General features: G+C 65.4%; 22 protein-coding genes and 1 tRNA gene. 11 read left to right on the forward strand and 12 right to left on the reverse strand.

All coding sequences use genetic code 11. From position 1 onward, the window contains the following. Positions 1-457: 457 nt before the first annotated feature. The 5 genes from AC3WMR_RS27105 to AC3WMR_RS27125 form a co-directional block, all read right to left on the reverse strand. Positions 458-1,453, reverse strand: a complete 996-nt coding sequence (locus AC3WMR_RS27105; RefSeq protein WP_492266202.1) for a Bug family tripartite tricarboxylate transporter substrate binding protein — start codon at positions 1,451-1,453, stop codon at positions 458-460. 72 nt (positions 1,454-1,525) lie between these two features. Then, entirely contained in the window at positions 1,526-2,578 is a 1,053-nt protein-coding gene (locus AC3WMR_RS27110) for an NAD(P)H-dependent glycerol-3-phosphate dehydrogenase (protein ID WP_492266203.1), read from the reverse strand. Between the two features lie 18 nt (positions 2,579-2,596). Then, entirely contained in the window at positions 2,597-3,130 is a 534-nt protein-coding gene (secB, locus tag AC3WMR_RS27115) for a protein-export chaperone SecB (protein WP_049076759.1), read from the reverse strand. Between the two features lie 51 nt (positions 3,131-3,181). After that, a complete protein-coding gene (gene grxC / locus AC3WMR_RS27120; RefSeq protein ID WP_025138386.1) occupies positions 3,182-3,439 on the reverse strand; it encodes a glutaredoxin 3 in 258 nt (85 codons plus the stop codon). Between the two features lie 50 nt (positions 3,440-3,489). After that, positions 3,490-3,912: a rhodanese-like domain-containing protein gene (locus tag AC3WMR_RS27125; protein ID WP_175191588.1), complete on the reverse strand. Its 423-nt coding sequence runs from the start codon at positions 3,910-3,912 to the stop codon at positions 3,490-3,492. A gap of 161 nt (positions 3,913-4,073) precedes the next feature. Between AC3WMR_RS27125 and gpmA the strand changes: the two genes are divergently transcribed. The 7 genes from gpmA (at position 4,074) to AC3WMR_RS27160 (ending at position 12,324) form a co-directional block, all read left to right on the forward strand. Further along, positions 4,074-4,826, forward strand: coding sequence for a 2,3-diphosphoglycerate-dependent phosphoglycerate mutase (gene gpmA / locus AC3WMR_RS27130; RefSeq protein ID WP_025138388.1), 753 nt, complete (start codon positions 4,074-4,076; stop codon positions 4,824-4,826). 5 nt (positions 4,827-4,831) lie between these two features. Continuing rightward, positions 4,832-6,436: a murein hydrolase activator EnvC family protein gene (locus tag AC3WMR_RS27135; RefSeq protein WP_492266204.1), complete on the forward strand. Its 1,605-nt coding sequence runs from the start codon at positions 4,832-4,834 to the stop codon at positions 6,434-6,436. A 72-nt stretch (positions 6,437-6,508) separates the two neighbouring features. After that, a complete protein-coding gene (locus AC3WMR_RS27140) occupies positions 6,509-7,954 on the forward strand; it encodes a S41 family peptidase (RefSeq protein WP_492266205.1) in 1,446 nt (481 codons plus the stop codon). Continuing rightward, the gene (locus tag AC3WMR_RS27145) at positions 7,951-8,706 is read left to right on the forward strand and encodes a HesA/MoeB/ThiF family protein (RefSeq protein ID WP_492266206.1); all 756 of its coding nucleotides are present in this window, start codon (positions 7,951-7,953) and stop codon (positions 8,704-8,706) included. Before AC3WMR_RS27140 ends, AC3WMR_RS27145 begins: the two co-directional genes overlap by 4 nt. Before the next feature lie 153 nt (positions 8,707-8,859). Next, positions 8,860-10,035, forward strand: a complete 1,176-nt coding sequence (locus AC3WMR_RS27150) for a diguanylate cyclase (protein WP_492266207.1) — start codon at positions 8,860-8,862, stop codon at positions 10,033-10,035. A gap of 160 nt (positions 10,036-10,195) precedes the next feature. Then, positions 10,196-10,906, forward strand: a complete 711-nt coding sequence (locus AC3WMR_RS27155) for a FadR/GntR family transcriptional regulator (RefSeq protein WP_492266208.1) — start codon at positions 10,196-10,198, stop codon at positions 10,904-10,906. 5 nt (positions 10,907-10,911) lie between these two features. Beyond that, positions 10,912-12,324, forward strand: a complete 1,413-nt coding sequence (locus AC3WMR_RS27160; protein ID WP_492266209.1) for an FAD-binding oxidoreductase — start codon at positions 10,912-10,914, stop codon at positions 12,322-12,324. Between the two features lie 1,064 nt (positions 12,325-13,388). Here AC3WMR_RS27160 and thiC read toward each other — a convergent pair. Beyond that, on the reverse strand, positions 13,389-15,302 hold the full coding sequence (gene thiC, locus AC3WMR_RS27165) for a phosphomethylpyrimidine synthase ThiC (protein ID WP_025138395.1): 1,914 nt from the start codon (positions 15,300-15,302) through the stop codon (positions 13,389-13,391). A 409-nt stretch (positions 15,303-15,711) separates the two neighbouring features. Between thiC and AC3WMR_RS27170 the strand changes: the two genes are divergently transcribed. After that, complete coding sequence (locus tag AC3WMR_RS27170; protein WP_492266210.1) at positions 15,712-16,278, forward strand: SecDF P1 head subdomain-containing protein; 567 nt, start codon at positions 15,712-15,714, stop codon at positions 16,276-16,278. 72 nt (positions 16,279-16,350) lie between these two features. Here the strand turns inward: AC3WMR_RS27170 and AC3WMR_RS27175 are convergent, their stop codons facing one another. Next, complete coding sequence (locus AC3WMR_RS27175) at positions 16,351-16,806, reverse strand: helix-turn-helix domain-containing protein (protein WP_492266211.1); 456 nt, start codon at positions 16,804-16,806, stop codon at positions 16,351-16,353. 139 nt (positions 16,807-16,945) lie between these two features. Here AC3WMR_RS27175 and AC3WMR_RS27180 point away from each other — a divergent pair, with 139 nt between their 5' ends. Next, complete coding sequence (locus AC3WMR_RS27180) at positions 16,946-17,572, forward strand: winged helix-turn-helix domain-containing protein (RefSeq protein WP_492266212.1); 627 nt, start codon at positions 16,946-16,948, stop codon at positions 17,570-17,572. Between the two features lie 120 nt (positions 17,573-17,692). Here AC3WMR_RS27180 and proB read toward each other — a convergent pair whose 3' ends face one another. The 4 genes from proB to rplU form a co-directional block, all read right to left on the reverse strand. Next, entirely contained in the window at positions 17,693-18,829 is a 1,137-nt protein-coding gene (gene proB / locus AC3WMR_RS27185) for a glutamate 5-kinase (RefSeq protein ID WP_025138399.1), read from the reverse strand. A gap of 55 nt (positions 18,830-18,884) precedes the next feature. Beyond that, a complete protein-coding gene (obgE, locus tag AC3WMR_RS27190; protein WP_492266213.1) occupies positions 18,885-20,021 on the reverse strand; it encodes a GTPase ObgE in 1,137 nt (378 codons plus the stop codon). Between the two features lie 182 nt (positions 20,022-20,203). Further along, a complete protein-coding gene (gene rpmA / locus AC3WMR_RS27195; RefSeq protein WP_006216229.1) occupies positions 20,204-20,464 on the reverse strand; it encodes a 50S ribosomal protein L27 in 261 nt (86 codons plus the stop codon). A gap of 35 nt (positions 20,465-20,499) precedes the next feature. Beyond that, positions 20,500-20,811, reverse strand: a complete 312-nt coding sequence (gene rplU / locus AC3WMR_RS27200; RefSeq protein ID WP_025138401.1) for a 50S ribosomal protein L21 — start codon at positions 20,809-20,811, stop codon at positions 20,500-20,502. Between the two features lie 513 nt (positions 20,812-21,324). Here rplU and ispB point away from each other — a divergent pair. Both ispB and AC3WMR_RS27210 read left to right on the forward strand, forming a co-directional pair. Beyond that, positions 21,325-22,290: an octaprenyl diphosphate synthase gene (gene ispB / locus AC3WMR_RS27205; RefSeq protein WP_492266214.1), complete on the forward strand. Its 966-nt coding sequence runs from the start codon at positions 21,325-21,327 to the stop codon at positions 22,288-22,290. A 130-nt stretch (positions 22,291-22,420) separates the two neighbouring features. Further along, positions 22,421-22,497: transfer RNA gene (locus tag AC3WMR_RS27210), tRNA-Pro, on the forward strand. A gap of 177 nt (positions 22,498-22,674) precedes the next feature. Here AC3WMR_RS27210 and AC3WMR_RS27215 read toward each other — a convergent pair. Next, the gene (locus tag AC3WMR_RS27215; protein WP_492266215.1) at positions 22,675-23,628 is read right to left on the reverse strand and encodes a LysR family transcriptional regulator; all 954 of its coding nucleotides are present in this window, start codon (positions 23,626-23,628) and stop codon (positions 22,675-22,677) included. Between the last annotated feature and the right edge of the window lie 65 nt (positions 23,629-23,693).

Raw genomic sequence — 23,693 nt, forward strand, 5'->3', positions numbered from 1 at the left:
TGTTCGGTGAACGGTTTACTGCGGCGCATGGATAACAACTTTTAAAACGCCTCGCCCACGAAAATACGGACAGGCTCTGAGCCGCGCGTGACGGGGCAGGCGGGTGAGGGCGGGGCTACGATTGCGGTCCGGAGCCTTCGCTCCGGACTGCCCCGTCCTCATCGTCGTCCAGGCCTTCGGCCTTCCCTTCCGATTCCGTCGGACGCAATCTACACGCCCCGCCCTCACCCGCCTGCCCCGTCACGCGCTCTTGATGTGCCTTACTGCCGGTTGTTGGGGCGGGCGGTGTGCTTGGCGTGATGGCCTAGATCGTTTGGGGTTGGAGCGGTTTGCGGGGCCCGCCTCGTGCCGGCCGCGCGGGCGGCCTTGCTCGGCTTACGCGGTGTCTTGCGTCGGCGGGGGTGCGCTGCGCGCTGGTGGGGGGAGTGGGCCGGCCCGTGCGGGTCGGCCGCCAGGCCTAGTCTAGGGAGAGGTTCAGCTTTTGGATCACCTGGTCCCAGCGGGCCTTTTCGTCCTGGATGCGGACAGTCAGGGCTTCTGGGGTGGAGGGGACGGGGGTGAAGTATTGCAGGGCCATCTGCTTGCGGACCGTGTCGCTGTTGATGATGCGGGTCAGTTCGCTGTTCAGGCGGTCGATGATGGGCATCGGGGTTTCGGCGGGGGCCAGGATGGCGTTCCAGGAGATGGCTTCGAAGTCGGGGTAGCCCTGGGCGGCCATGGTGGGGATGCCGGGCAGGGTGTCGCTGGGCTGCAGGCTGGTGACGGCCAGGACTTCGACTTTGCCGTCGCGGGTCTGAGGCATGGCGATGGCGGGGACCATGAAGCCGGCCTGGATGTCGCCGCCGATGATGGCGCTGATGACCTGCGGGAAGCCGGCGTAGGGGATGTGCGCCATGTCGATGCCGGCGCGTTCCTTGAACATTTCCATGGCCAGGTGGGCCGAGCTGCCGGGGCCGACGGAGCCGTAGTTCAGCGAGCTGCCGTGTTCCTTGACCATCTTGACGAAGTCCTGGACGTTGTTGACGTTCTTCAGGTTGCCGGGTACGGCCAGCACGTTGGGGCTGGTGCCGACCAGGGTCACGGGAGCCAGGTCATTGAGGGGGTCGTAGCCCAGGGTCTTTTTGTAGAGCGTGGGGGCGGTGACCAGGGGGCCGTTGATGGTGTAGAGCAGGGTGTAGCCGTCGGGCTTGGCCTGGGTGACGATGCGGGTGCCGATGTTGCCGCCGGCGCCGGGCTTGTTGTCGATGACGATGGGTTGTCCCAGTGCCTGGGCCAGCGGTTCCGAGATCGTGCGCGCGAGGATGTCGGGCGACGAGCCGGGCGGGAACGGCACCACCATGTGGATGGGGCGTTCGGGCCAATCGGCGTGGGCGGCGGCGGGCAGGATCGCCGCGAGGCTCAGGCAAAGGCCGCGCAGCAGAGGGCCGACCCGGAATTTGCGGGTTTGCGTCATGAAGGATGTCTCCTGGGGTGTCGTGCGTCGTGTTGTTCTTGGACGGGAAGGGGGCCTGGCGGCGGGCGGGAATCAGCCGCCGCCGTCGCTTTGTTCGTCGCGGGCGTTGCGCGCCAGCAGGGCGGACACGGCGGTCATGGGGGCTACGCCGTCGAACAGCACGGCGCAGACGGCCTCGGTGATCGGTAGCTCGACGTTGATGGCGCGCGCACGTTCCAGGGCGGCGCGGGCGCAGCGCACGCCCTCGGCGGTGATGCCGCTGGCGAGAATGTCGGCCAGTTTGCGGCCGGCGCCGATTTCCAGGCCCACGCGGCGGTTGCGCGAGAGTTCGCCCGTGGCGGTCAGCACCAGGTCGCCCAGGCCGGTGAGGCCGGCGAAGGTTTCGGCCTGCGCGCCCAGCGCGACGCCGAAGCGGGTCATTTCGGCCAGGCCGCGGGTGATGAGGGCGGCGCGGGCGTTGGTGCCCAAGGCGAGGCCGTCGCCGATGCCACAGGCCACGGCAATGACGTTCTTGAGGGCGCCGCCGACTTCCACGCCGACCAGGTCGCTGCTGGCGTAGACGCGCAGCGCGGCGCCGTGAAAGGCCTGGGTGGTGGCGGCGCGCAGCGCGGCGTTGTCGCTGGCGACGGTGAGGGCAACGGGCAACCCTTGCGCGACCTCGCGGGCGAAGGACGGGCCGGACAGGGCGCCGCCAATGGCGCCGGGCAGGGCTTCGCGGATGATTTCGTGGGGCAGCCTGGCCGTGTCGGCTTCGAAGCCTTTGCACGTCCAGACGATGGGGGTGTCTTGCAGGCCCAATTCGGGCAGGCGGCGCGAGAGTTCAGCGCAGGTGGCGGCCAGGCCGGCCACGGGTACGCCCAGCACGATCAAGGGGGTGGCGCCGGCTTGCTGCAGGCTGTGCAGCGTGGCGTCCAGGTCGGAAGAAATGTCCAGCGACTGGGGCAGGGCGATGCCGGGCAGGTAGCGCGCGTTTTCGCGACGAGCAGCCATGTCGGCGGCTTGTGCGGGATTGCGGGCCCACAGTACGGTGGGGTGGCGGCGGCTTGCGGCCGCCGCCAGCGCGGTGCCCCAGCTACCCGCGCCCAGGACGGCGACGCGCAGGCTGGGCGGATTGGGTAGTTTCATGGGGTGCCGCGGCGTGCCTTACTGGCGGGTGGCGCTGGCGGGCAGGATGATGCCCGAGTCGCTGCCATTGCCGTTGGCATTGCTTTGCTGCTGCTGCAGTTCGGCCAGGCGTTGTTCGTACAGGGCCTGGAAGTTGACTTCGGTCAGGTGCAGCGGCGGCATCGAGGTGCGGGTGATCGCATCGGCGATGTTGGCGCGCAGGTACGGGTACAGCATGGTCGGGCAAACGATGCCCAGCAGCGGGTCGAGCTGCTCTTCGGGGATGTTGGCGGCTTCGAAGATGCCGGCCTGCGTGCCTTCGACCAGGTACACGACCTTGTCGTTGACGCGGGTGGTGACGGTGACGGTGACCGTGGTTTCGAACACGGTTTCGGCCAGGCGCTGGCCGCCCACGGTGATGCTCACTTCAACCTGGGGCGCTTCTTGCTCCAGGAAGACGTGCGGCGCATTCGGCATTTCCAGCGAAAGGTCTTTCAGGTAGACGCGTTGCAGATTGAACGAGGGCGCGTCGTTGCCGCCTTCTTGCTGGGTGTTTTGGTCTTGATCAGCCATGAGTGTTTCCGTTGGTGGGAGGGGGCAAAAAGGGGCGATGGGCCGGGGCGCTCAGCCGTTGAGCAAGGGGGCCAGGCCGCCCGAGCGGTCCAGGGCCATCAGGTCGTCGCAACCGCCGACATGGGTATCGCCGATGAAGATCTGCGGCACGGTGCGCCGGCCGGTGCGTTCGATCATGAGATCGCGCTGGCCGGGTTCCCGGTCGATCTGGATGATTTCCAGGTCAGTCACGCCGCGCTGCTCCAGCAGCGCCTTGGCGCGGGCGCAATAGGGACAATAGTCCTTGCTGTACATGACAACTTTATTCATAGGCGCTCCAGGCGGATTCTATCGGTAAGGTGGGGGCGCGCCGCGCCGGTTCAACCCTTCTGGGTGACCGGCAGGCTGGCGGCCAGCCAGGCGCGCATGCCGCCTTCCAGCGGCACGACGTCGGCGAAGCCCTGGGCGCGCAGCTTGGTGGCGGCGCGGGCCGAATCGCGGCCATTGTCGCAAACCACGACCAGCGGCTTGTTCTTGGGCAGTGAAGCGATCTTTTGTTCCAGGTCGGCGGCCGGCAGGCTGCGAGCCTGGGCGATGTGGCCGGCCTGGAATTGTTCGGCGGGGCGCACGTCGACCCAGACGGCCTGGCGCTGGTTGACCATCTGGATGGCTTCCGTGGTGCTCACGGCCGAGCCGGTACGGCCCTTGCGCAGGGCCGGGATGGCCAGCATGACGCCCGAAACGAGGGTTACGGCGACAATGAAGATGTTGTTTTTATCGAGCAAGAATTGCAGAAGGTCCACGGGGCATCCTGAAGTGCGGCGTCTAGCCTGGTAAAGGCGAACCCTGAAGCGCCGCGCCGGGAAATCGACGGGTGCGCCGGGGCAAAATCAAGGGCAAAATCGCTCAATTATAAAATGAGCGCATTCCCTCACTTTAACCCGCGTTACAAGCGTGCCAAACCATGCATAAACTTGTCCTCATGCGCCACGGCGAAAGCCAGTGGAATCTTGAAAATCGTTTCACCGGCTGGACCGACGTCGACCTGACCGACACGGGCCGTGAACAGGCCCGCAAGGCGGGCGAATTGCTCAAGAAAGAAGGCTACACCTTCGACCTGGCCTACTCGTCGGTGCTCAAGCGCGCCATCCGCACCCTGTGGATTGCCCTGGACGCCATGGACGCCATGTACACCCCGGTGGGCGTGAACTGGCGCCTGAACGAGCGCCACTACGGCGCCCTGCAAGGCCTGAACAAGGCCGAGACCGCCGCCAAGTACGGCGACGAGCAGGTGCTGATCTGGCGCCGTGCCTACGCCATTGCGCCCAACCCGCTGTCGCTGGACGACGAACGCCACCCCCGTTTCGACAGCCGTTACGCCAAGATTCCGGCCGACCAACTGCCGGCCACCGAGTGCCTGAAAGACACCGTGGAACGCGTGCTGCCATTCTGGAACGATTCCATCGCTCCCGCCATCCGGGCCGGCCGCAAGGTCCTGATCGCCGCCCACGGCAACAGCCTGCGCGCCCTGATCAAGCACCTGGACAACGTCTCGGACGACGACATCGTCAACCTGAACATCCCCACCGGGCAACCGCTGGTGTATGAATTGGATGATGACCTGCGTCCCATCCGCCACTATTATCTGGGCGACGCCGCCGAGATCGAGGCGGCCATGGCCGCGGTCGCGGCCCAAGGCAAGGCTAAGAAGGACTGATATCCATGGTGCGCATGGCGGGGTTGTTGTTGGCGGTCATGCTGGCCGGCGGAGCGCTGTCGGCGCGCGCCGCGCCCAACGACCTCGCCGGTCGCCAGTCCGAGGCTGAAAAACAGCAGGCCCAGCTGCGCGACCGCATCGATAACCTGCAAAAGGATATCGACACGCGCGAGGCGGCCCGCAAAGAGGCCGCCGACGCGCTGAAACAGTCTGAATCTGCAATTTCCAAGATCAATCTGCGTCTGAAGGAACTGGCTGACGCCAACCGCCAGGCCACGGCGGACCTGTCCAGCCTGGAAAAGCAGATCTCCGCGCAACAGACCGTGCTGGCCAAACGCCGCGTGGAACTGGCCGGCCAGTTGCGCACCCAGTACACCAGCGGCCTGTCGCCCTGGACGGCGCTGCTGTCGGGCGACGATCCCCAGGTGCTGGGCCGCAACCTCGGCTATCTCGACTATGTGTCGCAGGCCCGCGCCCGCGCCGTCGACGCGCTGCGGGCCGATATCGACCGGCTGGCCGCCTTGCAAGGCCGGGCGGATGCCCGCCGCGCCGAGATCGAAAAGGGCGTGGCCGAGACCTCCGAACAAAAGACCGCGCTGGTGGGCCAGCAAAAGGCCCGCGCCACCTTGCTGGCACAACTGGAAGGGCAGATCGCCGCCCAGCGCGCCGAAGCCAACAAGCTGGGGCGCGACGACCAGCGCCTGTCGCGCCTGATCACCGATCTGGACGCGGCCATCGTCAAACAGGCCGAAGAGGCCCGTAAAGCAGAAGAAGCGCGGCGCCGCGCCGAAGAAGTGCGCCGCGCAGAGGAAGCCCGCCGCACCGAAGAGGCCCGCAAAAAGGCCGAAGCCGACCGCCGCGCGGACGAAGCCCGCAAGAAAGCCGAGGCTGACCGCAAGCTGGCCGCCGACAAGGCCGCGGCCGACAACGCCCGCCGCGACCGTACCGCCCGCGAGGCCCGCGAAGCCGCCGAGGCGCGCGAGCAGGTCGAAGCCGCATCGCGGCAATCCCGCGGTCCCGTCGCCGTGGCCGACCCCGATGCCGCCGGCTTGCGCCCAGCTGAACAGCGCCAGACGCGCCTGACCGGCCCGGCCGAGACGCCGCCTCCGGTAAAACCCGCGGAACCCCCCAAAAAGGCGGAACCAGTTGAGGAGGAAGCCCCTCCAACCCGTAGTGCATCCGCCCAGCCGGCTCAGCGCGCGGCGCCGCCCGTGGGCGGTGGCAACGGCTTGCGCCATGGCCTGGCCGCGCCGGTGCGGGGGCAGGTGCAGGGTCGTTTCGGGGTCGATCGCCCGGACGGCGGCGTTTGGCGGGGCGTGGTGCTGCGCGCGGCCGAAGGCACGCCCGTCAAGGTGGTGGCCCCCGGCACGGTGGTCTACGCCGATTGGCTGCGGGGTTTCGGCAACCTCATCATTGTGGATCATGGGCAGCAATACCTGACCGTCTATGCTTACAACCAAAGCCTGCTCAAACGGGTGGGCGATTCCGTCGCGGCAGGGGATACTATTGCTACGGTCGGCGCGACCGGCGGCCAAGTGGAATCCGGCCTATACTTTGAAATTCGCCATCGTGGCGCTCCTGTGGATCCGGCCCAGTGGCTGGCGCAGTAAAGCAGTAAAGGGGCTGGTACAGCCAAACCCTCGCCAAACCCTCATCGGCGAAAACAAATTCGGGAAGTGTGCATGAGCACTCGCAAGTTTCGCGGTTTCGGTCTGATTGCCATCGGTGCGGTGGCAGGTGTCTTGCTCAGCGTGGGCGTGACGGCTGTCGCCCAGCGCGGTAGCCCCCTGCCCCTGGACGAACTCAGGCAACTGAGCAACGTCTTTGCCGCGATCAAGAACAACTACGTCGAATCCGTCGACGACAAGACCCTGATCGACAATGCCATCTCGGGCATGGTGTCGAACCTGGACCCGCACTCCGCCTACCTGGACGCCGACGCATTCCGTGAAATGCAGACGGCCACGCAAGGCGAATTTGGCGGCCTGGGCATCGAGGTCGGCGCCGAAGACGGCTTCGTCAAGGTCATCTCGCCCATCGAAGACACGCCCGCCGCGCGCGCAGGCGTCATGGCCGGCGACCTGATCATCAAGATCGACGACACGCCCACCAAGGGCATGTCGCTGAACGACGCCGTCAAGCTCATGCGCGGCGCGCCCAAGTCGCCCATCACGCTGACCATCATGCGCGCCGATCGGCCCCAGCCGATCGTGCTCAAGATCGTTCGCGACATCATCAAGGTGCGCAGCGTGCGCAGCAAGATGCTGGACAACAACGTGGCCTACGTGCGCATCGCCCAGTTCCAGGAAAAGACGGGCGTCGACTTGGCCAAGCAGCTCAAGGACCTGGGCGCCAAGGAAGCCCCCAAGGGCCTGGTGCTGGACCTGCGCAATGACCCGGGCGGCCTCTTGACCAGCGCCATCGGTGTGTCCGGCGCGTTCCTGCCGTCCGATGCCCTGGTGGTCTCGACCGACGGCCGTACGCCGGATGCTCGCCACAAGTACCTGGCGACGCCGTCGGAATACGCGCGTGGCGAAAGCAACTACCTGTCGGGCCTGCCGGCCTGGACCAAGACGGTGCCGATGGTGGTGCTGGTCAACGTCGGTTCTGCCTCGGCCTCGGAAATCGTGGCGGGTGCGCTGCAAGATCACAAGCGCGCCAAGGTGCTGGGCAATCGTACCTTCGGCAAGGGCTCGGTGCAGGTGATCCTGCCGCTGTCCGAAACCACCGCGGTCAAACTCACCACGTCGCGTTACTTCACGCCCAGCGGCCGTTCGATCCAGGCGACCGGCATCGAGCCCGACTACGTCGTGGCCGATACCGCCGATGGCGACCTGTTCCGCCTGCCGCGCGAAGCCGACCTGCAACGCCACCTGTCCAACCCGGGCACGTCCAACGAAGTGAAGTCCAACTCCGACCAGGACAACGTCGACGTTCCGACCAAGGTGTTCGAATTCGGCGGCAAAGACGACTTCCAGCTGCAACAGGCGCTGAACGTGCTGGCCGGCAAGCCGGTGCAGAAGGGCACGGCCCGCGCCCAGGCCAAGGCGGATGCCAAGCCTGGTACGGGCAACACCCAGCGCATGAAGATCACGCCGACCGGAGTCGAGCCCAGCAAGGACAAATGAACGACGAGCAACTGCTGCGCTACGCCCGTCACATCCTGCTCGACGAGCTGGGTATCGAAGGGCAGGAAAAGCTGCTGGCGGCGCGTGTGCTTATCATAGGGGCGGGCGGACTGGGTTCGCCTGCCGCGCTCTACCTGGCCACGGCCGGTGTCGGCGACATCACGCTGGCCGATGACGATGTCGTCGAACTGAGCAACCTGCAACGCCAGATCCTCCACACCACGGCCAGCGTCGGCCGGCCCAAGGCCGAATCGGGCCGCGACATGCTGGGCGCGTTCAATCCCCAGGCCCGCGTGCATGCCCGCATCGAGCGCCTGCAGGGCCAGGCCCTGTCCGACGCGGTGGCGCAGGCCGACCTGGTGCTGGATTGCACCGACAACTTCACCACCCGCCACGCCATCAACCGCGCCTGCGTGCAGCATCGCAAGCCGCTGGTGTCGGGCGCGGCCATCCGTTTCGACGGCCAGGTCAGCGTGTACGACCTGCGCGACGACAACGCGCCGTGCTATCACTGCCTGTTCCCCGAAGCCGACGACGTCGAAGAAGCCAATTGCGCCACCATGGGCGTGTTTGCGCCCGTGGTGGGCATCATCGGCAGCATGCAGGCCGCCGAGGCCCTGAAGCTGCTTTCGGGCGTGGGCGAAAGCCTGTCCGGGCGCCTGCTGTGGCTGGACGTGCGCACGATGCAGTGGCGCAGCGTCAATGTGCAGCGCGATCCGGAATGCACGGTCTGCGGCCATCGCGGCCACTGAGCCGGGGGGAGCGCGGACATTCCGTCCCCCTAAAATCCGGAAGGCATTGCCCTTGCGGACAATATTAAAGGTTTGAAATACCTGCTATAACGCCAGCCAGCCTATCGCATAAGGACAGGCAGCTTTGGACGTGACGGTGTGGAAACTGCAGGATTGAGCTTCAGCCTGCCCAAGTGGCGGCTGACCCGTTGGTTGACGCATTCCGGGCAGGATACTCCCGCGGATATCCGCGTCGCCTTGATCGCCAGCCTGTTCGGCACCTTGCCCATCTTTGCCGGTGGTGTCATCAATACCCTGATGATCTCCGGCGTCGTGACCTGGCGACGCCCCGAGCCGCTCTATATCTCGTGGCTGGTCCTGGAAATCGTGCTGGCCCTCGTGCGCGTCACGATCCTGCGGTCGGCCTTGCGCAACGCCGCGCGCGGCGGCAATACCCACACCGACATCTACATCCTGCTGGCCCTGCTATGGGCGTTCAGTGTGGGCTATGGGGTGTTCATCACGTTCCTGAACCACGACTGGCTGGCGGCCACGCTGGCCGGGGTCTCCTGCGGCGCCATGGCCGGCGGCATCTGCTTTCGCAATTACGGCGCGCCGCGGCTGGTCGCCGCGATGATCTTCCTGAGCCTCGGCCCGATGTGCCTGGGGGCGCTGTTCGCCGGTGAAATCGTCACGGCGATCGTCTTCATCCAGATTCCGTTCTACCTGGTCAGCATGAGCATCGCGTCGCAGCGGCTGCGGCGCATCCTGGTGTCGACCATGCTGGCCGAGCGTGAGAACGAGCGCCGCGCCAGCCAGGACGCCTTGACCGGCCTGGCCAACCGCGCCGGGCTGGAAGCCGCGCTGGAACGCATCTGCACCAGCGCGCGCGAGCACGACAGCGCGGCCGCGCTGTTCTACATGGACATGGATGATTTCAAGATCATCAATGACACGCACGGCCACGCGGCCGGCGACCATGTGCTGAAAATCATCGCGCAGCGCATGCGCGCCATGCTGCGGGTGGACGACGTGGCCGCCCGCATTGGCGGCGACGAATTCATCGTGCTGGCCACCGGCATCGACGCCACGGCGGCGCTGCGCCTGGGCAACCATCTGCTTCGCGACGCCACGCAGCCCATCACCCTGGCCGACGGCACGCGCGTCAGCGTGGGGCTGTCCATCGGCATCTCCCTCATTTCCGGTGCCAACCGCAAAGCCCAATCGGTGCTGGACTCGGCGGATGCGGCGTTGTATCGCGCCAAGGCCCGGGGCGGCCGCCGCTGCGCCGTGGCGGGGGCGCCGGAGCTGGAAGAGGCCGAGGCCGGCGGGGCTGCCGCCGCCGCGTGAGGGCAGCGGCGGTGCCCCACGGGCCCGCCTCTGGCAGCGGCATGCGGCGTGCCATATCCATCGCCTTGCGTCGACTAACTGGGTAGCCCATTCCTCGGATGGCCCATGTTCTTCAAAGTTATCAGATAACCTGAAAAGTCTGCGATATACTGGCGGCGCCATGCTGACCAAGACCCTTACCCTGACCGAACAGGTCGCCCGCCAGATTGCCGACGACATTGCCCAGGGTGCCTACCCCGTGGGCGCCAAGCTGCCGCCGGGCCGGTTGCTGGCCGGGCAATACGGTGTCAGTGCCGCGGTCATTCGCGAAGTCACCGAGCGCCTGCGCGCTCAAGGCCTGATCCAGAGCCGCCAGGGTTCCGGCAGCGTCGTGCTGTCGCGCACGGGCACGCAAGGCTTCCTGGTGCCGGCCGATATCGCGGTCAGCCGTGAGCAACTGGCCAACGTCTACGAATTGCGCATGGAACTGGAAGGCGGCGCCGCAGCCCTGGCCGCGCAGCGTCGCACCCCCGCCGACCTGAACGCCATGGCCCGCGCGCTGGCCGACCTGGAACGCGATCTGGATCATCCCGATCACAGCGTGGAACACGACATTGCATTCCACCTGGCCATCGCGACCGCCACGCACAATCCGTTCTACCAAGACTTGCTGCAATACCTGAACCTGCAACTGCGCCTGGCCGTCAGCACCGCGCGTTCGAACAGCCGGCGCCAGGCAGGCATGACCCACGCGGTGCACCAGGAACACGTGGCCGTGTTCGACGCGATTCAAGCGCGCGACGCCGACGGCGCCCGCGCCATGGCGGTGCGCCACCTGCGCCAGGCCGCCGGCCGCCTGCAACTCGATTCCCTTTTCCCCGTTTCCCCATAGACATCATGAGCTCAACCGATATTGCACAGCGCCTGGTCCAGGCCCTGGGTTCCGATACCGTCTACACCGCCCAGGCCGACATCGCCCCGTGGCTGTCCGACTGGCGTGGCCTGTACAACGGCCACGCGCAGGCGGTGGTCCGCCCGCGCACGACGGCCGAGGTCTCGACCTGCCTGGCGATCTGCAACGAGGCGGGCGTACCGGTGGTGCCGCGCGGCGGCAATACGGGCCTGTGCGGCGGCGCCACGCCGGACGCTGCACCCGTGAACGTGGTGCTCAGCCTGGACCGCATGAATGCGGTTCGGTCGATCGATACGGTGGCCAACACGATGGTGGCCGAAGCCGGCTGCATCCTGGGCAACCTGCGCCGCGCCGCGCAGGACGCGAGCCGCCTGCTGCCGCTGAGCCTGGCCGCCGAAGACTCCAGCCAGATCGGCGGGAATGTCGCCACCAATGCCGGCGGCGTGAACGTGGTGCGTTACGGGATGGCGCGCGAACTGGTGCTGGGCCTGGAAGCGGTGCTGCCGAACGGCGAGATCTTCAACGGCCTGCGCACGCTGCGCAAGGACAACACGGGCTACGACCTGAAGCAATTGCTGATTGGCTCCGAAGGCTCGTTGGGCGTCATCACGGCAGTGGCGCTGCGTCTGTTCCCGCGCACGGATGTGCGCTCGGTGGTGCTGGCCGCGGTCGAGTCTCCCGCGCAGGCGCTGCAACTGTTCGAGATCCTGTTCGAGCAATGCGGCGCGCGCCTGCAAGCCTTTGAGTATTTCTCGGGCGACTGCCTGGACCTGGTGCTGACACATGCGGCAGGCGTCCAGGAACCGTTCGACCAGCGCTACCCGGCCTATGTGCTGGTGGAACTGGCGGACACGGCAGACGAGGCTGCGCTGACGGCGCTGCTTGAAAACGTGATCGGCACGGCGCTGGAACGCGGCCTGTGCCTGGACGCGGCGGTGTCGGCATCGCTGGCGCAGCTGCAAGCGCTATGGAAACTTCGCGAGGAGATCTCGGAAGCCCAACGCGCGGACGGCCCCCACCTGAAGCACGATGTGTCGCTGCCGATCGAAAGCATCCCGGACTTCATGGCATCGGCCGAAGCTCGCATCCGCGCGCTCTACCCGGACCTGCGCCCGTTCATCTTCGGCCACTTCGGCGACGGCAACCTGCACTACAACCTGTCCAGGCCGGCGGGTGCAGACAAGGGCTGGGTGGCAGAGCACGGGGCGGCGATTACAGATGCGGTGCTGGATGAAGTGAATCGGTACGGGGGAAGCATCAGTGCTGAACACGGGATCGGGCAGTTGAAGCGGGATCATTTCTTGCATAGCAAGGATGCGTTGGAGTTGCGGGTGATGCGGGAGATCAAGCGGGTGTTGGATCCTAAGGGGATCATGAATCCTGGGAAGTTGCTTTAACGCTTGGCGTTGTGGGTTGGTTGTTGCTTCGCCGGTCGTTTGTTGCTTCTTGGGTTGGGTCTCGTTGTTGTGGCTTGGGTTGGTCAGTTCTTCGTAGGTCGCCCCTTGCGGCGGCGGCATGCGGAGTGGGCGCCCACGATTGCGGTCCGGCGCGCCGGCGCCGGACTCCCCCTTCGTCATCGTCGTCCGCCTTCGGCTCCCTTCCGATTCCCTCGGGCGCATCGAGGTTGCCCACTCCGCATGCCGCCGCCGCAAGGGGCTACGAGCGTCTGGGTTTGTGACGCAGCTGGACCTGTGGTCAGGGTAGGAGATCTACAGGGTCGCCAAGCCGCGGCCGCGCGGGCGGCCACGTTTGGCATTGCGTTTCTAGAAAGTGTTGCGGGAGCGCTTCGCGCGGGTGGAGAGTGGTTTGCTATTGGTCCGCACGTCGTGGGGGTGGGGCGGTGATGGGCGGCGCGGCAGGTACCGACTTGCGCATGCTGACCGTCTCGCGCGCCGCCCATCAGGCGCTACTCACTGACGTGGAACGCCACGGCATCCGCGCCGGTAGCAGGCCGGCGTGGATTGGCTGGATTTTCATCGGGGGGCCGTTGCGGCAAGCTGCTGACCTATTGCCTTGGGCGGTCTTCTGATCTGTTGCCGTCGCACACTAGAAAACAGCAGCATCACCAACACGCGAGAGCGGCATCGGCGCCCGCAAGACGACGCGTAAGCCTCGTAAGGCCGCCCGCGCGGCCGGCACGAAGCGGGCACCGTCCCACCCCGCCACCCCCCGTGATGGTGGCTAAAACGCCAAGCACACCACCCGCCCCAGCGCCCGAGGCTAATCACCATTGTGAGCGCTTGGCGGGGTCGGTGTTCGGTGGGCGGGGCGTTAGATGCGCCCGACGGAATCTGAAGGCAGTCGCCGGAGGCGACAACGAAGATGAGGAAGGGGGGGGCCGCCGAGGCAAGTCCGGAGCGAAGGCTCCGGACCGCAATCGTAGCCCCGCCCACCGCACACCGACCCCGCCAAGCGCGACTTAAGAACTCCACCAGACGCGCTTCAAACGAAGATCGAAAGATCACTGCCGATGATAAACCTCAGCCCCCTTCTTCACGAACTCAACTGACTTCTCCTGCATGCCTTTCTGCAAAGCGTCCTTTTCGCTCACGCCTTGGGCAGCCGCATAGTCACGTACGTCCTGCGTGATCTTCATGCTGCAGAAATGCGGGCCGCACATCGAGCAGAAGTGGGCCACCTTCATCGAGTCCTTGGGCAGCGTCTCGTCGTGGAATTCCTTGGCCGTGTCCGGGTCCAGGCCCAGGTTGAACTGGTCGTCCCAGCGGAATTCGAAACGGGCCTTGGACAGGGCGTTGTCTCGGATCGCGGCACCGGGGTGGCCCTTGGCCAGGTCGGCGGCGTGGGCGGCGATCTTGTACGTGATGATGCCGTCCTTCACGTCCTTCTTGTTCGGCAGGCCCAGGTGTTCCTTGGGCGTCACATAACAGAGCATGGCCGTGCCGTACCAGCCGATGAGGGCCGCGCCGATGCCCGACGTGATGTGGTCGTAGCCGGGGGCGATGTCGGTCGTCAGGGGGCCCAGCGTGTAGAACGGCGCCTCGTGGCAGTGTTCCAGCTGCAGCTCCATGTTTTCTTTGATCATCTGCATCGGCACGTGGCCGGGGCCTTCGATCATCACCTGCACGTCGTGCTTCCAGGCCACTTGCGTCAGTTCGCCCAGCGTCTTGAGTTCAGCGAATTGGGCTTCGTCGTTCGCGTCGTAGCCCGACCCCGGGCGCAGGCCGTCGCCCAGCGAGAAGCTGACGTCGTAGGCCTTCATGATTTCGCAGATTTCCTCGAAGCGCTCGTAGAGGAAGCTTTCCTTGTGGTGCGCCAGACACCACTTGGCCATGATCGAGCCGCCGCGCGAAACGATGCCGGTCATGCGGTCGGCCGTCATCGGGATGAACGGCAGGCGCACGCCTGCGTGGATCGTGAAGTAGTCCACGCCTTGTTCGGCCTGCTCGATCAGCGTGTCGCGGAAGATTTCCCAGGTCAGTTCTTCGGCCTTGCCGTCGACCTTTTCCAGCGCCTGGTAGATCGGCACCGTGCCGATCGGCACCGGCGAGTTGCGGATGATCCATTCGCGGGTTTCGTGGATGTGCTTGCCGGTGGACAGGTCCATCACGGTGTCGCCGCCCCAGCGGATCGCCCAGGTCATCTTCTCGACTTCTTCGCCGATGCCGGAGCTGACGGCCGAGTTGCCGATGTTGGCGTTGATCTTCACCAGGAAGTTGCGGCCGATGGCCATCGGTTCGACTTCGGGGTGGTTGATGTTCGCGGGGATGATCGCGCGGCCGCGGGCGATTTCGTCGCGCACGAATTCCGGGGTGATCGCGGCGGGGATGGCGGCGCCGAACGATTGGCCGGGGTGCTGGCGCAAGAGGCGCTTGACCATCTTTTCGCCATCCGGGCCGCTGTCGCGCAGCGTTTGCAGGTAGTGCTCGCGGCGCAGGCTTTCGCGGATCGCCACGTATTCCATTTCCGGCGTGATGATGCCGCGGCGGGCGTAGTGCATCTGCGAGACGTTGGCGCCGGCCACCGCGCGGCGGGGCGGGCGTTGCAGGTCAAAGCGCATGGCCGTCAGCTTGGGGTCGGTCAGGCGTTCCTTGCCGTAGTCGCTGGTGGGGCCCGACAGCACCTCCGTGTCGCCGCGCTCTTCGATCCAGGCGCGGCGCAGTTCGGGCAGGCCGCGGCGGATGTCGATCTTGGCGTCCGGGTCGGTGTAGGGACCGCTGCAATCGTAGACGGTCAGCGGCGGGTTCTTTTCGCCGCCGAACATGGTGGGGGTGTCGTCTTGCTCGATCTCGCGGAAGGGCACGCGGATGTCGGGGCGGGAACCGACTTCGTAGACCCGGCGGGATTTGGGCAAGGGGGCGACCGCGGCCGCGTCGACTTCGGCGGTGGCGGCCAGGAATTTGGGATTGGCGTTCATGGAAAGCTCCAAGCGAATGGTTTGGAGCCGATCGGGAATGGACTCCCGCCATGCGTGGCATGGCGGGAATACGGCTCCCAGCATCGGCATTATCCGTACTGGTACGAAGGGACTCTCTCAACACGTCAGGCCGTAATGGCGCGACGAGTACCCCTGCGCGAAAGCGAAGTATAGAGCCTGCCAGGGCGGCAGGCGAATGCGGGGTGATGCTGCATCGCGGTAAGACGGGCGGCTCGCGGCGGACAGCAGCAGGCGCATGTGGGGCGGCTCCGTGTCAGGGCGCTGGCGGTAGTACCGGTTTACATTTGGAATCAGACTGCGGAGACACTGCCATACATGTTCTGTACACTTTTTCCCGTCAGCCGGGGGTCAGTCCTTCGGCTCCAGTCCACTTAAGAAGGAATCGAGCATGCAACTGACCCTACGCAAATTGGCGCCTGCACTGGTCGTCATGACCCTTGCGCTTGCAGGTTGCAAGACCGCCCCGACCAAACCTGGTGCCGCCGCCACGCCCGACACGGCGGGCCAGCAGCAGCCTTCCGGCCAACAACCGGCTACCGCTTCGATCGTCGAGTTCTATGTGGCACAGGCCCAGCCGGGCGCCGGCCTGGTCGAACTGAGCCTGCCGGATGGCAAGATCTACCTGCAGCAGCAACCGGCGCTGACCCGTGCAGACCTGACCGAAGCCGCCGCCCTGGTCGACCGTCAAGGCGCCAACTTCGTTGGCCTGCGCTTCTCGGAAGCCGGCGCTCGCAAGCTCAACGAGATCAGCAGCCAGAACGTTGGCAACATGCTGGCCTTGGTCATCGACCGCGAGTTGATCGCCGCCCCGAAAATCGGCGAGCCCCTGAACCGTGGCGTGCTGGCCTTCGGCGTGCCGTCGGCCCAGGCCGCGTCCGACATCGCTGCCAAGATCCGTGGCGAAAGCGCACCGGCTGCAGGCGCCGCGCCGGCCCCGGCGCCCGCCAAGCCCTGATCGGGCCCACGCGCAAGAAACCCGGCCTTGGCCGGGTTTTTTTTGTCTTGCTGCGGTGGGGGCGGGCCGTGGTCAGCCGGCCTTGCGGCCGCGGGGTTTCACGCCGCGGCGCGCTTGCGCCATTTCAATGAAGGTCTGCGTCAGGGCTTCGAGCATGGCCCGGTCGTCCGGGGTCAGCGTGTCGAACTGCGCGGGGGCAATGTTGGGAAACGGCCATGGCGCCTGCGGACGCGGACGGCGGCCAGCAGGGCGTGGCAGCGATTCGGATATGCCACTGACAGGCGGCAGCGTATCGGTGAGATCGTAGCCTTCCATGGGAAGCTCCATGGGGCCTTTGCCGGTTTCGAGCCATTCGAGCTCGACCTTCAGGACTTGCGCCAGTTTGCGCAGCGAGCGGCTGGAATGCCGCAACCCGCTTTCATAGCTGCCGATCGCGCTTTGCGAGAGGCGCGCCAGGCGTGCGACGGTCTTCTGCGTGTGGCCACGCAAGAGACGAGCATGCTTCAGTCGGTCTGAAAATGTTTTCACGCGTCGATTGAAGCTTGCGCCGTAGGCACTTTGGTAGCTATAAATATTACTTACGTGATAAGTTCGGGGAGACGATCGCATGCAGGAAATAGGTCACGTCCTCGTCGTGCAACGTGATGGAATAGCGTGCAATAACTTCGTGCATACCTTACGCCAATTCCATTGGCGGGTCAGCCTGTACGGGTCGCCCGACGATTTGCTGGCACGCCTGCGTCGCCAGTCCGCGGATGCCGTGGTGCTGTTCGGTGTCGGGCAAGATCTGCCAGCATTGATCCTGGCGCTGCGCGTTGCCGCGCCTGCGACTGTGGTGGTCTGGCAGCCGCCTTCTGATTGCCCGCAAGCGCGTATCGCCGCACTGGATGCCGGTGCGCATGCGTGCGTGCCCGCCAACGCCACGGATGAAGAATGGGACGCCGTGCTGCGCAACCTGATCCGGGGCGCGCGTCCTGCACCCGTCGGACAGGCGCAGTGGCGCGTCGATGCATTGGGCCGCATGCTGGCCGGGCCGGACGGTGAGCGCCTGCCATTGACGCACACCGAGCGTGCTTTTTTTGTCAGCTTGCTGGGCGCCCCGGGCCAATGCCTGCACCGCGAAGGATTCTTTCCCGACGCGGCGCGCGATCCCCAGGACGGCGCGCGGCGCGTGGATGTCCTGGTATCGCGCTTGCGCACCAAGGCGCGGCGGCGCAACTTCGAATTGCCGGTGCTGGCGGTGCGGGGCTGGGGCTACATGCTGCTGCCGCAGGGCGGGGCAGAGCCGGGCTAGACACAAGCCGTCAGGCGGGGGCAGCCCAAAGCCAGCAAGGGAACGCGTTCAGGGCGAGCAGGAAGAGGGCGGCTGGAATAGGGCGGCAGGCTGGCGCATGCCAGCCTGCGCAGTGGCTTGCTAGAGCACCACCAGGTTGTCGCGGTGCATGAGCTCGGGGTCGGTCATGCTGCCCAGGATGCGGGCGATCTGCGACGAGGGCTGGCGCAGGATGCGGCGGGTGTCCGCAGACGAATAATTGATCAGGCCGCGGGCGCATTCGCGGCCCTGGCTGTCGACGCAGGCGACGACGTCGCCGCGACCGAATTCGCCCTCGACCTCGACCACGCCGATGGGCAAGAGGCTCTTGCCTTCGCGCAGCAGCGCCTGCACGGCGCCGTCGTCCAGCACGACGCGGCCGCGCAGCCGCAGGTGGTCGGCCAGCCATTGCTTGCGGGCAGACCACACCGGCAGCACGGCGCGCAATTCGCTGCCGATGCATTCGCCTTGCGCCAGGCGGGTCAGCACATTGGGTTCGCGGCCCGAGGCGATGATGGTGTGAGCGCCGCTGTGCGCGGCGCGCTTGGCGGCCAGCACCTTGGTCAGCATGCCGCCGGTGCCGATGCCGCTGCCGGCACCGCCCGCCATGGCTTCGAGCGACGCATCGCCGGCCTGGGCGTGCGCCATGAACTTGGCGTCGGGATTCTTGCGGGGGTCCGAGTCGTACAGGCCGCGCTGGTCCGTCAGGATGATCAGCGTGTCGGCTTCGATCAGGTTGGTGACCAGGGCGCCCAGCGTGTCGTTGTCGCCCAGGCGGATTTCGTCGGTGACGACCGTGTCGTTCTCGTTGACGATGGGCACCACGCCCAGGCGCAGCAGCGCGAAGATGGTGCTGCGCGCGTTCAGGTAGCGGTGGCGATCGGCCAGGTCTTCGTGGGTCAGCAGAATCTGCGCGGTGCGCAGGCCGTATTCGGCGAAGGCGGCTTCATAGGCCTGGCACAGGCCCATCTGGCCTACCGCGGCGGCGGCCTGCAGCTCGTGCATGACCGACGGGCGCTTGCGCCAGCCCAGCCGCGCCATGCCCTCGGCGATGGCGCCGCTGGAAACCAGCACGATCTGCTTGCCCTGCTTGTGCAGGGAAGCGATCTGTGCGGCCCAGTGGGCGACGGCGGCGCGGTCCAGGCCGCGGCCTTCGTTGGTGACCAGCGACGAGCCGACTTTGGCGACCAGGCGCTGGGCGTGGGTGACGACGGAAACGGCGGGTGATTCAGCAGACATGTTGGGGCCCGGCTGCGGCGAGAAAAGACGTAATCGGAAGGACTGCGATTATGGCTTATTCGTCACCGCCACGCGGCGCGGCAGGCTTGTCGGCGTCGGAACGCTTGTCGTCGAAGCGGGGGTCCGGCGCCACGTAGGTGCCGTCGGCCTGGTCTTGCGACACGTGTTCCTTTTCGCGCTCGGCGTCCAGGTAGTCTTGCAGCGCGTACAGCATGTCCTGCGTGCCTTCGCCCGTCAGCCCGGAAATGGCGAACACGGGGCCCGTCCATTTGTAGAGCTCGAGGAAGCGGCGCTTGGTGTCTTCGGGATCGGGCACCATGTCCAGCTTGTTCAGGATCAGCCAGCGCGGCTTGTCAGCCAGTTCCGGATCGTAGCGGCGCAGTTCTTCGACGATGGCGCGCGCGTCATTGACGGCTTGCTCGACGGGATCGGCGTCCGGATCGGGGGTGGACACGTCCACCAGGTGCAGCAGCACGCGGGTGCGCGCCAGGTGGCGCAGGAACAGGTGGCCCAGGCCCGCGCCTTCGGAAGCGCCTTCGATCAGGCCGGGAATGTCGGCCACGACGAAGCTGCGCGACGGCGAGGTGCGCACGACGCCCAGGTTGGGATGCAGGGTGGTGAAGGGGTAGTCCGCGATCTTCGGCTTGGCATTCGAGATGCGCGTGATCAGCGTGGACTTGCCGGCGTTGGGCAGGCCCAGCAGGCCCACGTCCGCCAGCACCTTCAGTTCCATGCGCAGGTAGCGGTGTTCGCCTTCCTTGCCAGGCGTCCATTGGCGGGGCGCGCGGTTCAGGCTGGACTTGAAGTGGATGTTGCCCATGCCGCCCTGGCCGCCCGCAGCCAGCACGACCTTCTGGTCGTGCGTGTTCAGGTCGAACAGGACTTCGCCGGTTTCGGCGTCGTGGATGATGGTGCCCACGGGCACGCGCAGCGTGATGTCGGGAGCGGCGGCGCCGTATTGGTCCGAGCCGCGGCCGTTTTCACCGCCCTTGGCGCGATGCAGGCGCGCGTAGCGGAAGTCGATCAGCGTATTGATGTTGCGGTCGGCGACCGCGTAGATCGTGCCGCCGCGTCCGCCGTCGCCGCCGTCCGGGCCGCCTTTGGGGATGAATTTTTCGCGGCGAAAGCTCGCCACGCCATTGCCGCCTTTGCCGGCGACGACTTCAATGGTGGCTTCGTCTACGAATTTCATGATGTCTGCGCGTGTATGAATGTAGAGGCTGCGCCGCGTGGCGGTGGCCCGGAAGGAAAAAAGCCCTGCCGCGTGCGACAGGGCTTTTGCCGTTCTGGCTGGCGGCAGATCGCTAGGAAGCGACCGTGCCGTTTGCCGGATCGTGCTGCGTCCGCCACGAGGGCCGCGGACGCGAATGCCGATTACTCGGCGGCGACGATCGAAACGGTTTGCTTGTTCAACGCGCCCTTGAAGCCGAATTGAACCTTGCCGTCGATCAGCGCGAACAGGGTGTGGTCCTTGCCCATGCCGACGTTCACGCCAGCGTGGAAACGGGTACCGCGCTGACGCACGATGATCGAACCAGCGGGAATCAGTTCACCGCCGAAAGCCTTGACGCCCAGACGCTTCGATTCTGAGTCGCGTCCGTTTCGCGTAGAGCCGCCGCCCTTTTTCTGTGCCATTTTTAGCTCCTGCTAATGTGGTACCGAGTCGCTTCTTAAGCCGTGATGGCTTCGATGCGGATTTCGGTGTAGTTCTGACGGTGGCCCTGACGCTTCTGGTAGTGCTTGCGACGGCGCATCTTGAAGATCTTGACCTTGTCGTGGCGGCCTTGCGCAAGAACCGTTGCCTTGATCACGGCGCCCGAGACGAGGGGCGTGCCAACTTTCAGTTGGTCGCCTTCGCCCACGGACAGCACTTGATCCAGGGTGATTTCTTGCCCAATGTCTGCCGGTATCTGTTCTATCTTGAGTTTTTCGCCAATGGCAACACGGTACTGCTTGCCACCGGTTTTTACGACCGCGTACATGGGGTATTCCTTAAATAGGTAAATGGGCTTATTCGCAGCCGGCCCTGCTGGGCTGGCGGTACTTGCTATAGAGAGATTGCCGGGCCAGGATGTTCTGGCTGGCTGATGCCGGGCGGGGGCCTCGCGCAGATTCTGCGATGCAGAACTTGCTTGAGCCAGCCAGGCATTTCGCTAAGCGCGTAGTGCGTAATTCACCGACGTAATTCGGCCATCACTGACCGAATCCGGGATATTAGCGTGAGGCTGGGGAAAAGTCAAAAAGCGCTTGCAGGGTAAGGGCTTAGGTGTCGCGTGGGCGCTGCGCACTGGCCGTTGTGGCGTCAAATAACGGGGTCCGATCATGATGCCCAAGCGCGGAGCGGGGCGCCGTCCGGCCCCTGGGCGCCGGGGCGATGGGGTCCGTCTTCGGTTCGTGACACCCCGTATAATCGCTGGTCGAATCCCCCCCGCCATCCCGGCGGGCCCAGCGGTAAGAGCTGTTACGCACGGCTCGTTTCACACTCCGGATACGTCTTGAATCTCCCCGCGCTCATTGCCCCCATAGCTGACGATATGAAAGCCGTCGATGCGGTTATCCGCGAGCGGCTGAATTCCGAGGTGGTGCTGATCCGTACGATCGGCGACTACATCATCGGGGCGGGCGGCAAGCGCATGCGCCCGGCGATGGTACTGATGGTGGCGCGCGCCCTGGGCTATGAAGGGACGCATCACCAGCTGCTGGCCGCCGTGGTGGAATTCATCCATACCGCGACGCTGCTGCACGACGACGTGGTCGACGAATCCGACCTGCGTCGTGGCCGCGACACCGCCAACGCAGTGTTCGGCAACGCCGCCAGCGTGCTGGTGGGCGACTATCTCTATTCCCGCTCGTTCGAGATGATGGTCGAGGCCGACTCGATGCGCATCATGAGCATCCTGTCCGAGGCCACTACGGTGATCGCCGAGGGCGAGGTGCTGCAGCTCTTGAACGTGCACGACCCGGACGTGTCGCAGGAACGCTACCTGCAGGTGGTGCGCTACAAGACCGCCAAGCTGTTCGAGGCCGCCGCCCAGGTTGGCGCCGTGCTGGCGGGCGCCACGCCCGAGCAGGAAGCCGCCGCGGCCGCCTATGGCCGCCATGTGGGCACTGCGTTCCAGTTGGTGGACGACGTGCTGGACTACAGCGGCGATGCAACTGCCTTGGGCAAGAACGTGGGCGACGACCTGCGCGAGGGCAAGCCGACGCTACCGCTGATCCGCGTGATGGAAGTGGGTACGCCCGAGCAACAGCAATTGATCCGCGACGCCATCAAGACGGGCGACGCCGACTTCGCCGCCGTGGCCGCCGCCATCCAGGCCACCGACGCGCTGGACCACGCTCGCCAGGCCGCCGTGGCCGAGGCGAATCGGGCCCGCGAAGCCCTGTCGAACTACCCCGTTTCCCCTTTTCTAAATTCTCTGTTAGAATTCTGCGCTTTCGCGGTGAATAGAGATCGCTAACCGAATTGGGCTGTGACCCGGTCCTTAAAAAGGCTGTGGTTGGGTTCTAAAAAGGCAGCGGTTGATTCAAAGCGAAAAATGATTTGGTTGCACTGAGCGCAACGAAGTCGAAGTAGTAAGTAGTAAGACTCGGGGCGTAGCTCAGCCTGGTAGAGTACTGCGTTCGGGACGCAGGAGTCGGAGGTTCGAATCCTCTCGCCCCGACCACTTGATGTGGTCGAATTCTTGAAAGTGTTTCCCGACACTTTTAGCTGAAAGCCGGTATCGCGAAAGCGGGCCGGCTTTTTTGCGTTTGCGCGGCCCACAGGGCAGAAAGGCGGGCAGAAAAGCGGGCAGAACAGCGGGCAGAACAGCGAGCGGAAAAAGGGTAGCCAATAGCCAGGATCAATCGGCCGCTGCGTCGGACGAGCCGTCGACTTGCAGATGCGACTCTCGCAACAGGCTTTTGGCCAGCAACCGCAAGACGCGTGCACAGGCGCTGGCGGCCTTGGACAGGTCGGCATCGCGTCGATGGACGAGCCCCAGGTCCATGGATGGCACGGACCCTGCCATCACCGTCCTGCGTATTCTTCCCCCGTCGTGGGACCACGGTCTGAAAACGAGGTCGGAAAGAATCGTGACGCCGACGTTCTGCGCGACCAGGCTGCGCACCGCTTCGATCGACTTGGTACGGAATATGACGTTGGGCTTGAGTTTGCTGGCGCCCCAGTAGCGATTGACGGTTGCCACATGCTCGTCCATGTCCAGCAGGATGAACGGCTGGTCTGCCAGTTCGGACAACGCTACCGACGGGCGGCCGGCAAGGGGATGATCCAGCGACGTCCATAGCCGGCGCTCGGATTTCAGCAACTTCTCCTGGTGAAAATCAGCCGTGGGAGTCAAGTTGGAAACGAGAACGACAGCCAGGTCGAACGACCCGCTGCGAATGCCGTTTTCAATTTGCAGGCGGTTGCGTTCAACGGGTTCAAACGAGACAAGCGGAAGCTGCCGGCGCATTGCCCCGATGATCTTGGGCAGCACGTACTCCGACACCGTATCCGTGATGGCCAGTTTCACGCGGCCTTCGAGCGAGGAGATCGAATCCTTGGTCTCTGCAACGGCCGTTTCCAACGATGCCAGCACGTGTTCCGCGTGGCGCAGAAATCCTTCTCCCTGCAATGTCAGTCTCAAGCCTGCGGCGTGCCGAGTGAAGAGCTGAACGCCCAGGAGCGCCTCAAGATTCTTCAACGACGTCGTGAGCGACGGTTGGCTGACGTAGCAGCGTTGGGCAGCACGGGACACCTGGCCGGTCATGGCGGCCGCCACAAAGTGTTCCAGCTGTTTGATCGTGACTTTCATAGATAAATTATATATTGCTGCATTCAATAAAAGAATTATGAATACTGCGTGACGATCAATAGCAT

The sequence above is a fragment of the Achromobacter sp. FW305-C-28 genome, assembly GCF_058783235.1.

Bases quoted from the DNA above. Each gene is read 5' to 3' on its own strand.
- AC3WMR_RS27140 (WP_492266205.1), top strand. From the start codon at position 6,509: ATGAGCACTCGCAAGTTTCGCGGTTTCGGTCTGATTGCCATCGGTGCG.
- proB (WP_025138399.1), bottom strand. From the start codon at position 18,829: ATGTCTGCTGAATCACCCGCCGTTTCCGTCGTCACCCACGCCCAGCGC.
- rpmA (WP_006216229.1), bottom strand. From the start codon at position 20,464: ATGGCACAGAAAAAGGGCGGCGGCTCTACGCGAAACGGACGCGACTCA.
- AC3WMR_RS27160 (WP_492266209.1), top strand. From the start codon at position 10,912: ATGAGCTCAACCGATATTGCACAGCGCCTGGTCCAGGCCCTGGGTTCC.
- AC3WMR_RS27105 (WP_492266202.1), bottom strand. From the start codon at position 1,453: ATGACGCAAACCCGCAAATTCCGGGTCGGCCCTCTGCTGCGCGGCCTT.
- grxC (WP_025138386.1), bottom strand. From the start codon at position 3,439: ATGAATAAAGTTGTCATGTACAGCAAGGACTATTGTCCCTATTGCGCC.
- AC3WMR_RS27110 (WP_492266203.1), bottom strand. From the start codon at position 2,578: ATGAAACTACCCAATCCGCCCAGCCTGCGCGTCGCCGTCCTGGGCGCG.
- AC3WMR_RS27170 (WP_492266210.1), top strand. From the start codon at position 15,712: ATGCAACTGACCCTACGCAAATTGGCGCCTGCACTGGTCGTCATGACC.
- rplU (WP_025138401.1), bottom strand. From the start codon at position 20,811: ATGTACGCGGTCGTAAAAACCGGTGGCAAGCAGTACCGTGTTGCCATT.
- obgE (WP_492266213.1), bottom strand. From the start codon at position 20,021: ATGAAATTCGTAGACGAAGCCACCATTGAAGTCGTCGCCGGCAAAGGC.
- thiC (WP_025138395.1), bottom strand. From the start codon at position 15,302: ATGAACGCCAATCCCAAATTCCTGGCCGCCACCGCCGAAGTCGACGCG.
- AC3WMR_RS27155 (WP_492266208.1), top strand. From the start codon at position 10,196: ATGCTGACCAAGACCCTTACCCTGACCGAACAGGTCGCCCGCCAGATT.
- gpmA (WP_025138388.1), top strand. From the start codon at position 4,074: ATGCATAAACTTGTCCTCATGCGCCACGGCGAAAGCCAGTGGAATCTT.
- AC3WMR_RS27215 (WP_492266215.1), bottom strand. From the start codon at position 23,628: ATGAAAGTCACGATCAAACAGCTGGAACACTTTGTGGCGGCCGCCATG.
- AC3WMR_RS27135 (WP_492266204.1), top strand. From the start codon at position 4,832: ATGGTGCGCATGGCGGGGTTGTTGTTGGCGGTCATGCTGGCCGGCGGA.
- AC3WMR_RS27145 (WP_492266206.1), top strand. From the start codon at position 7,951: ATGAACGACGAGCAACTGCTGCGCTACGCCCGTCACATCCTGCTCGAC.
- secB (WP_049076759.1), bottom strand. From the start codon at position 3,130: ATGGCTGATCAAGACCAAAACACCCAGCAAGAAGGCGGCAACGACGCG.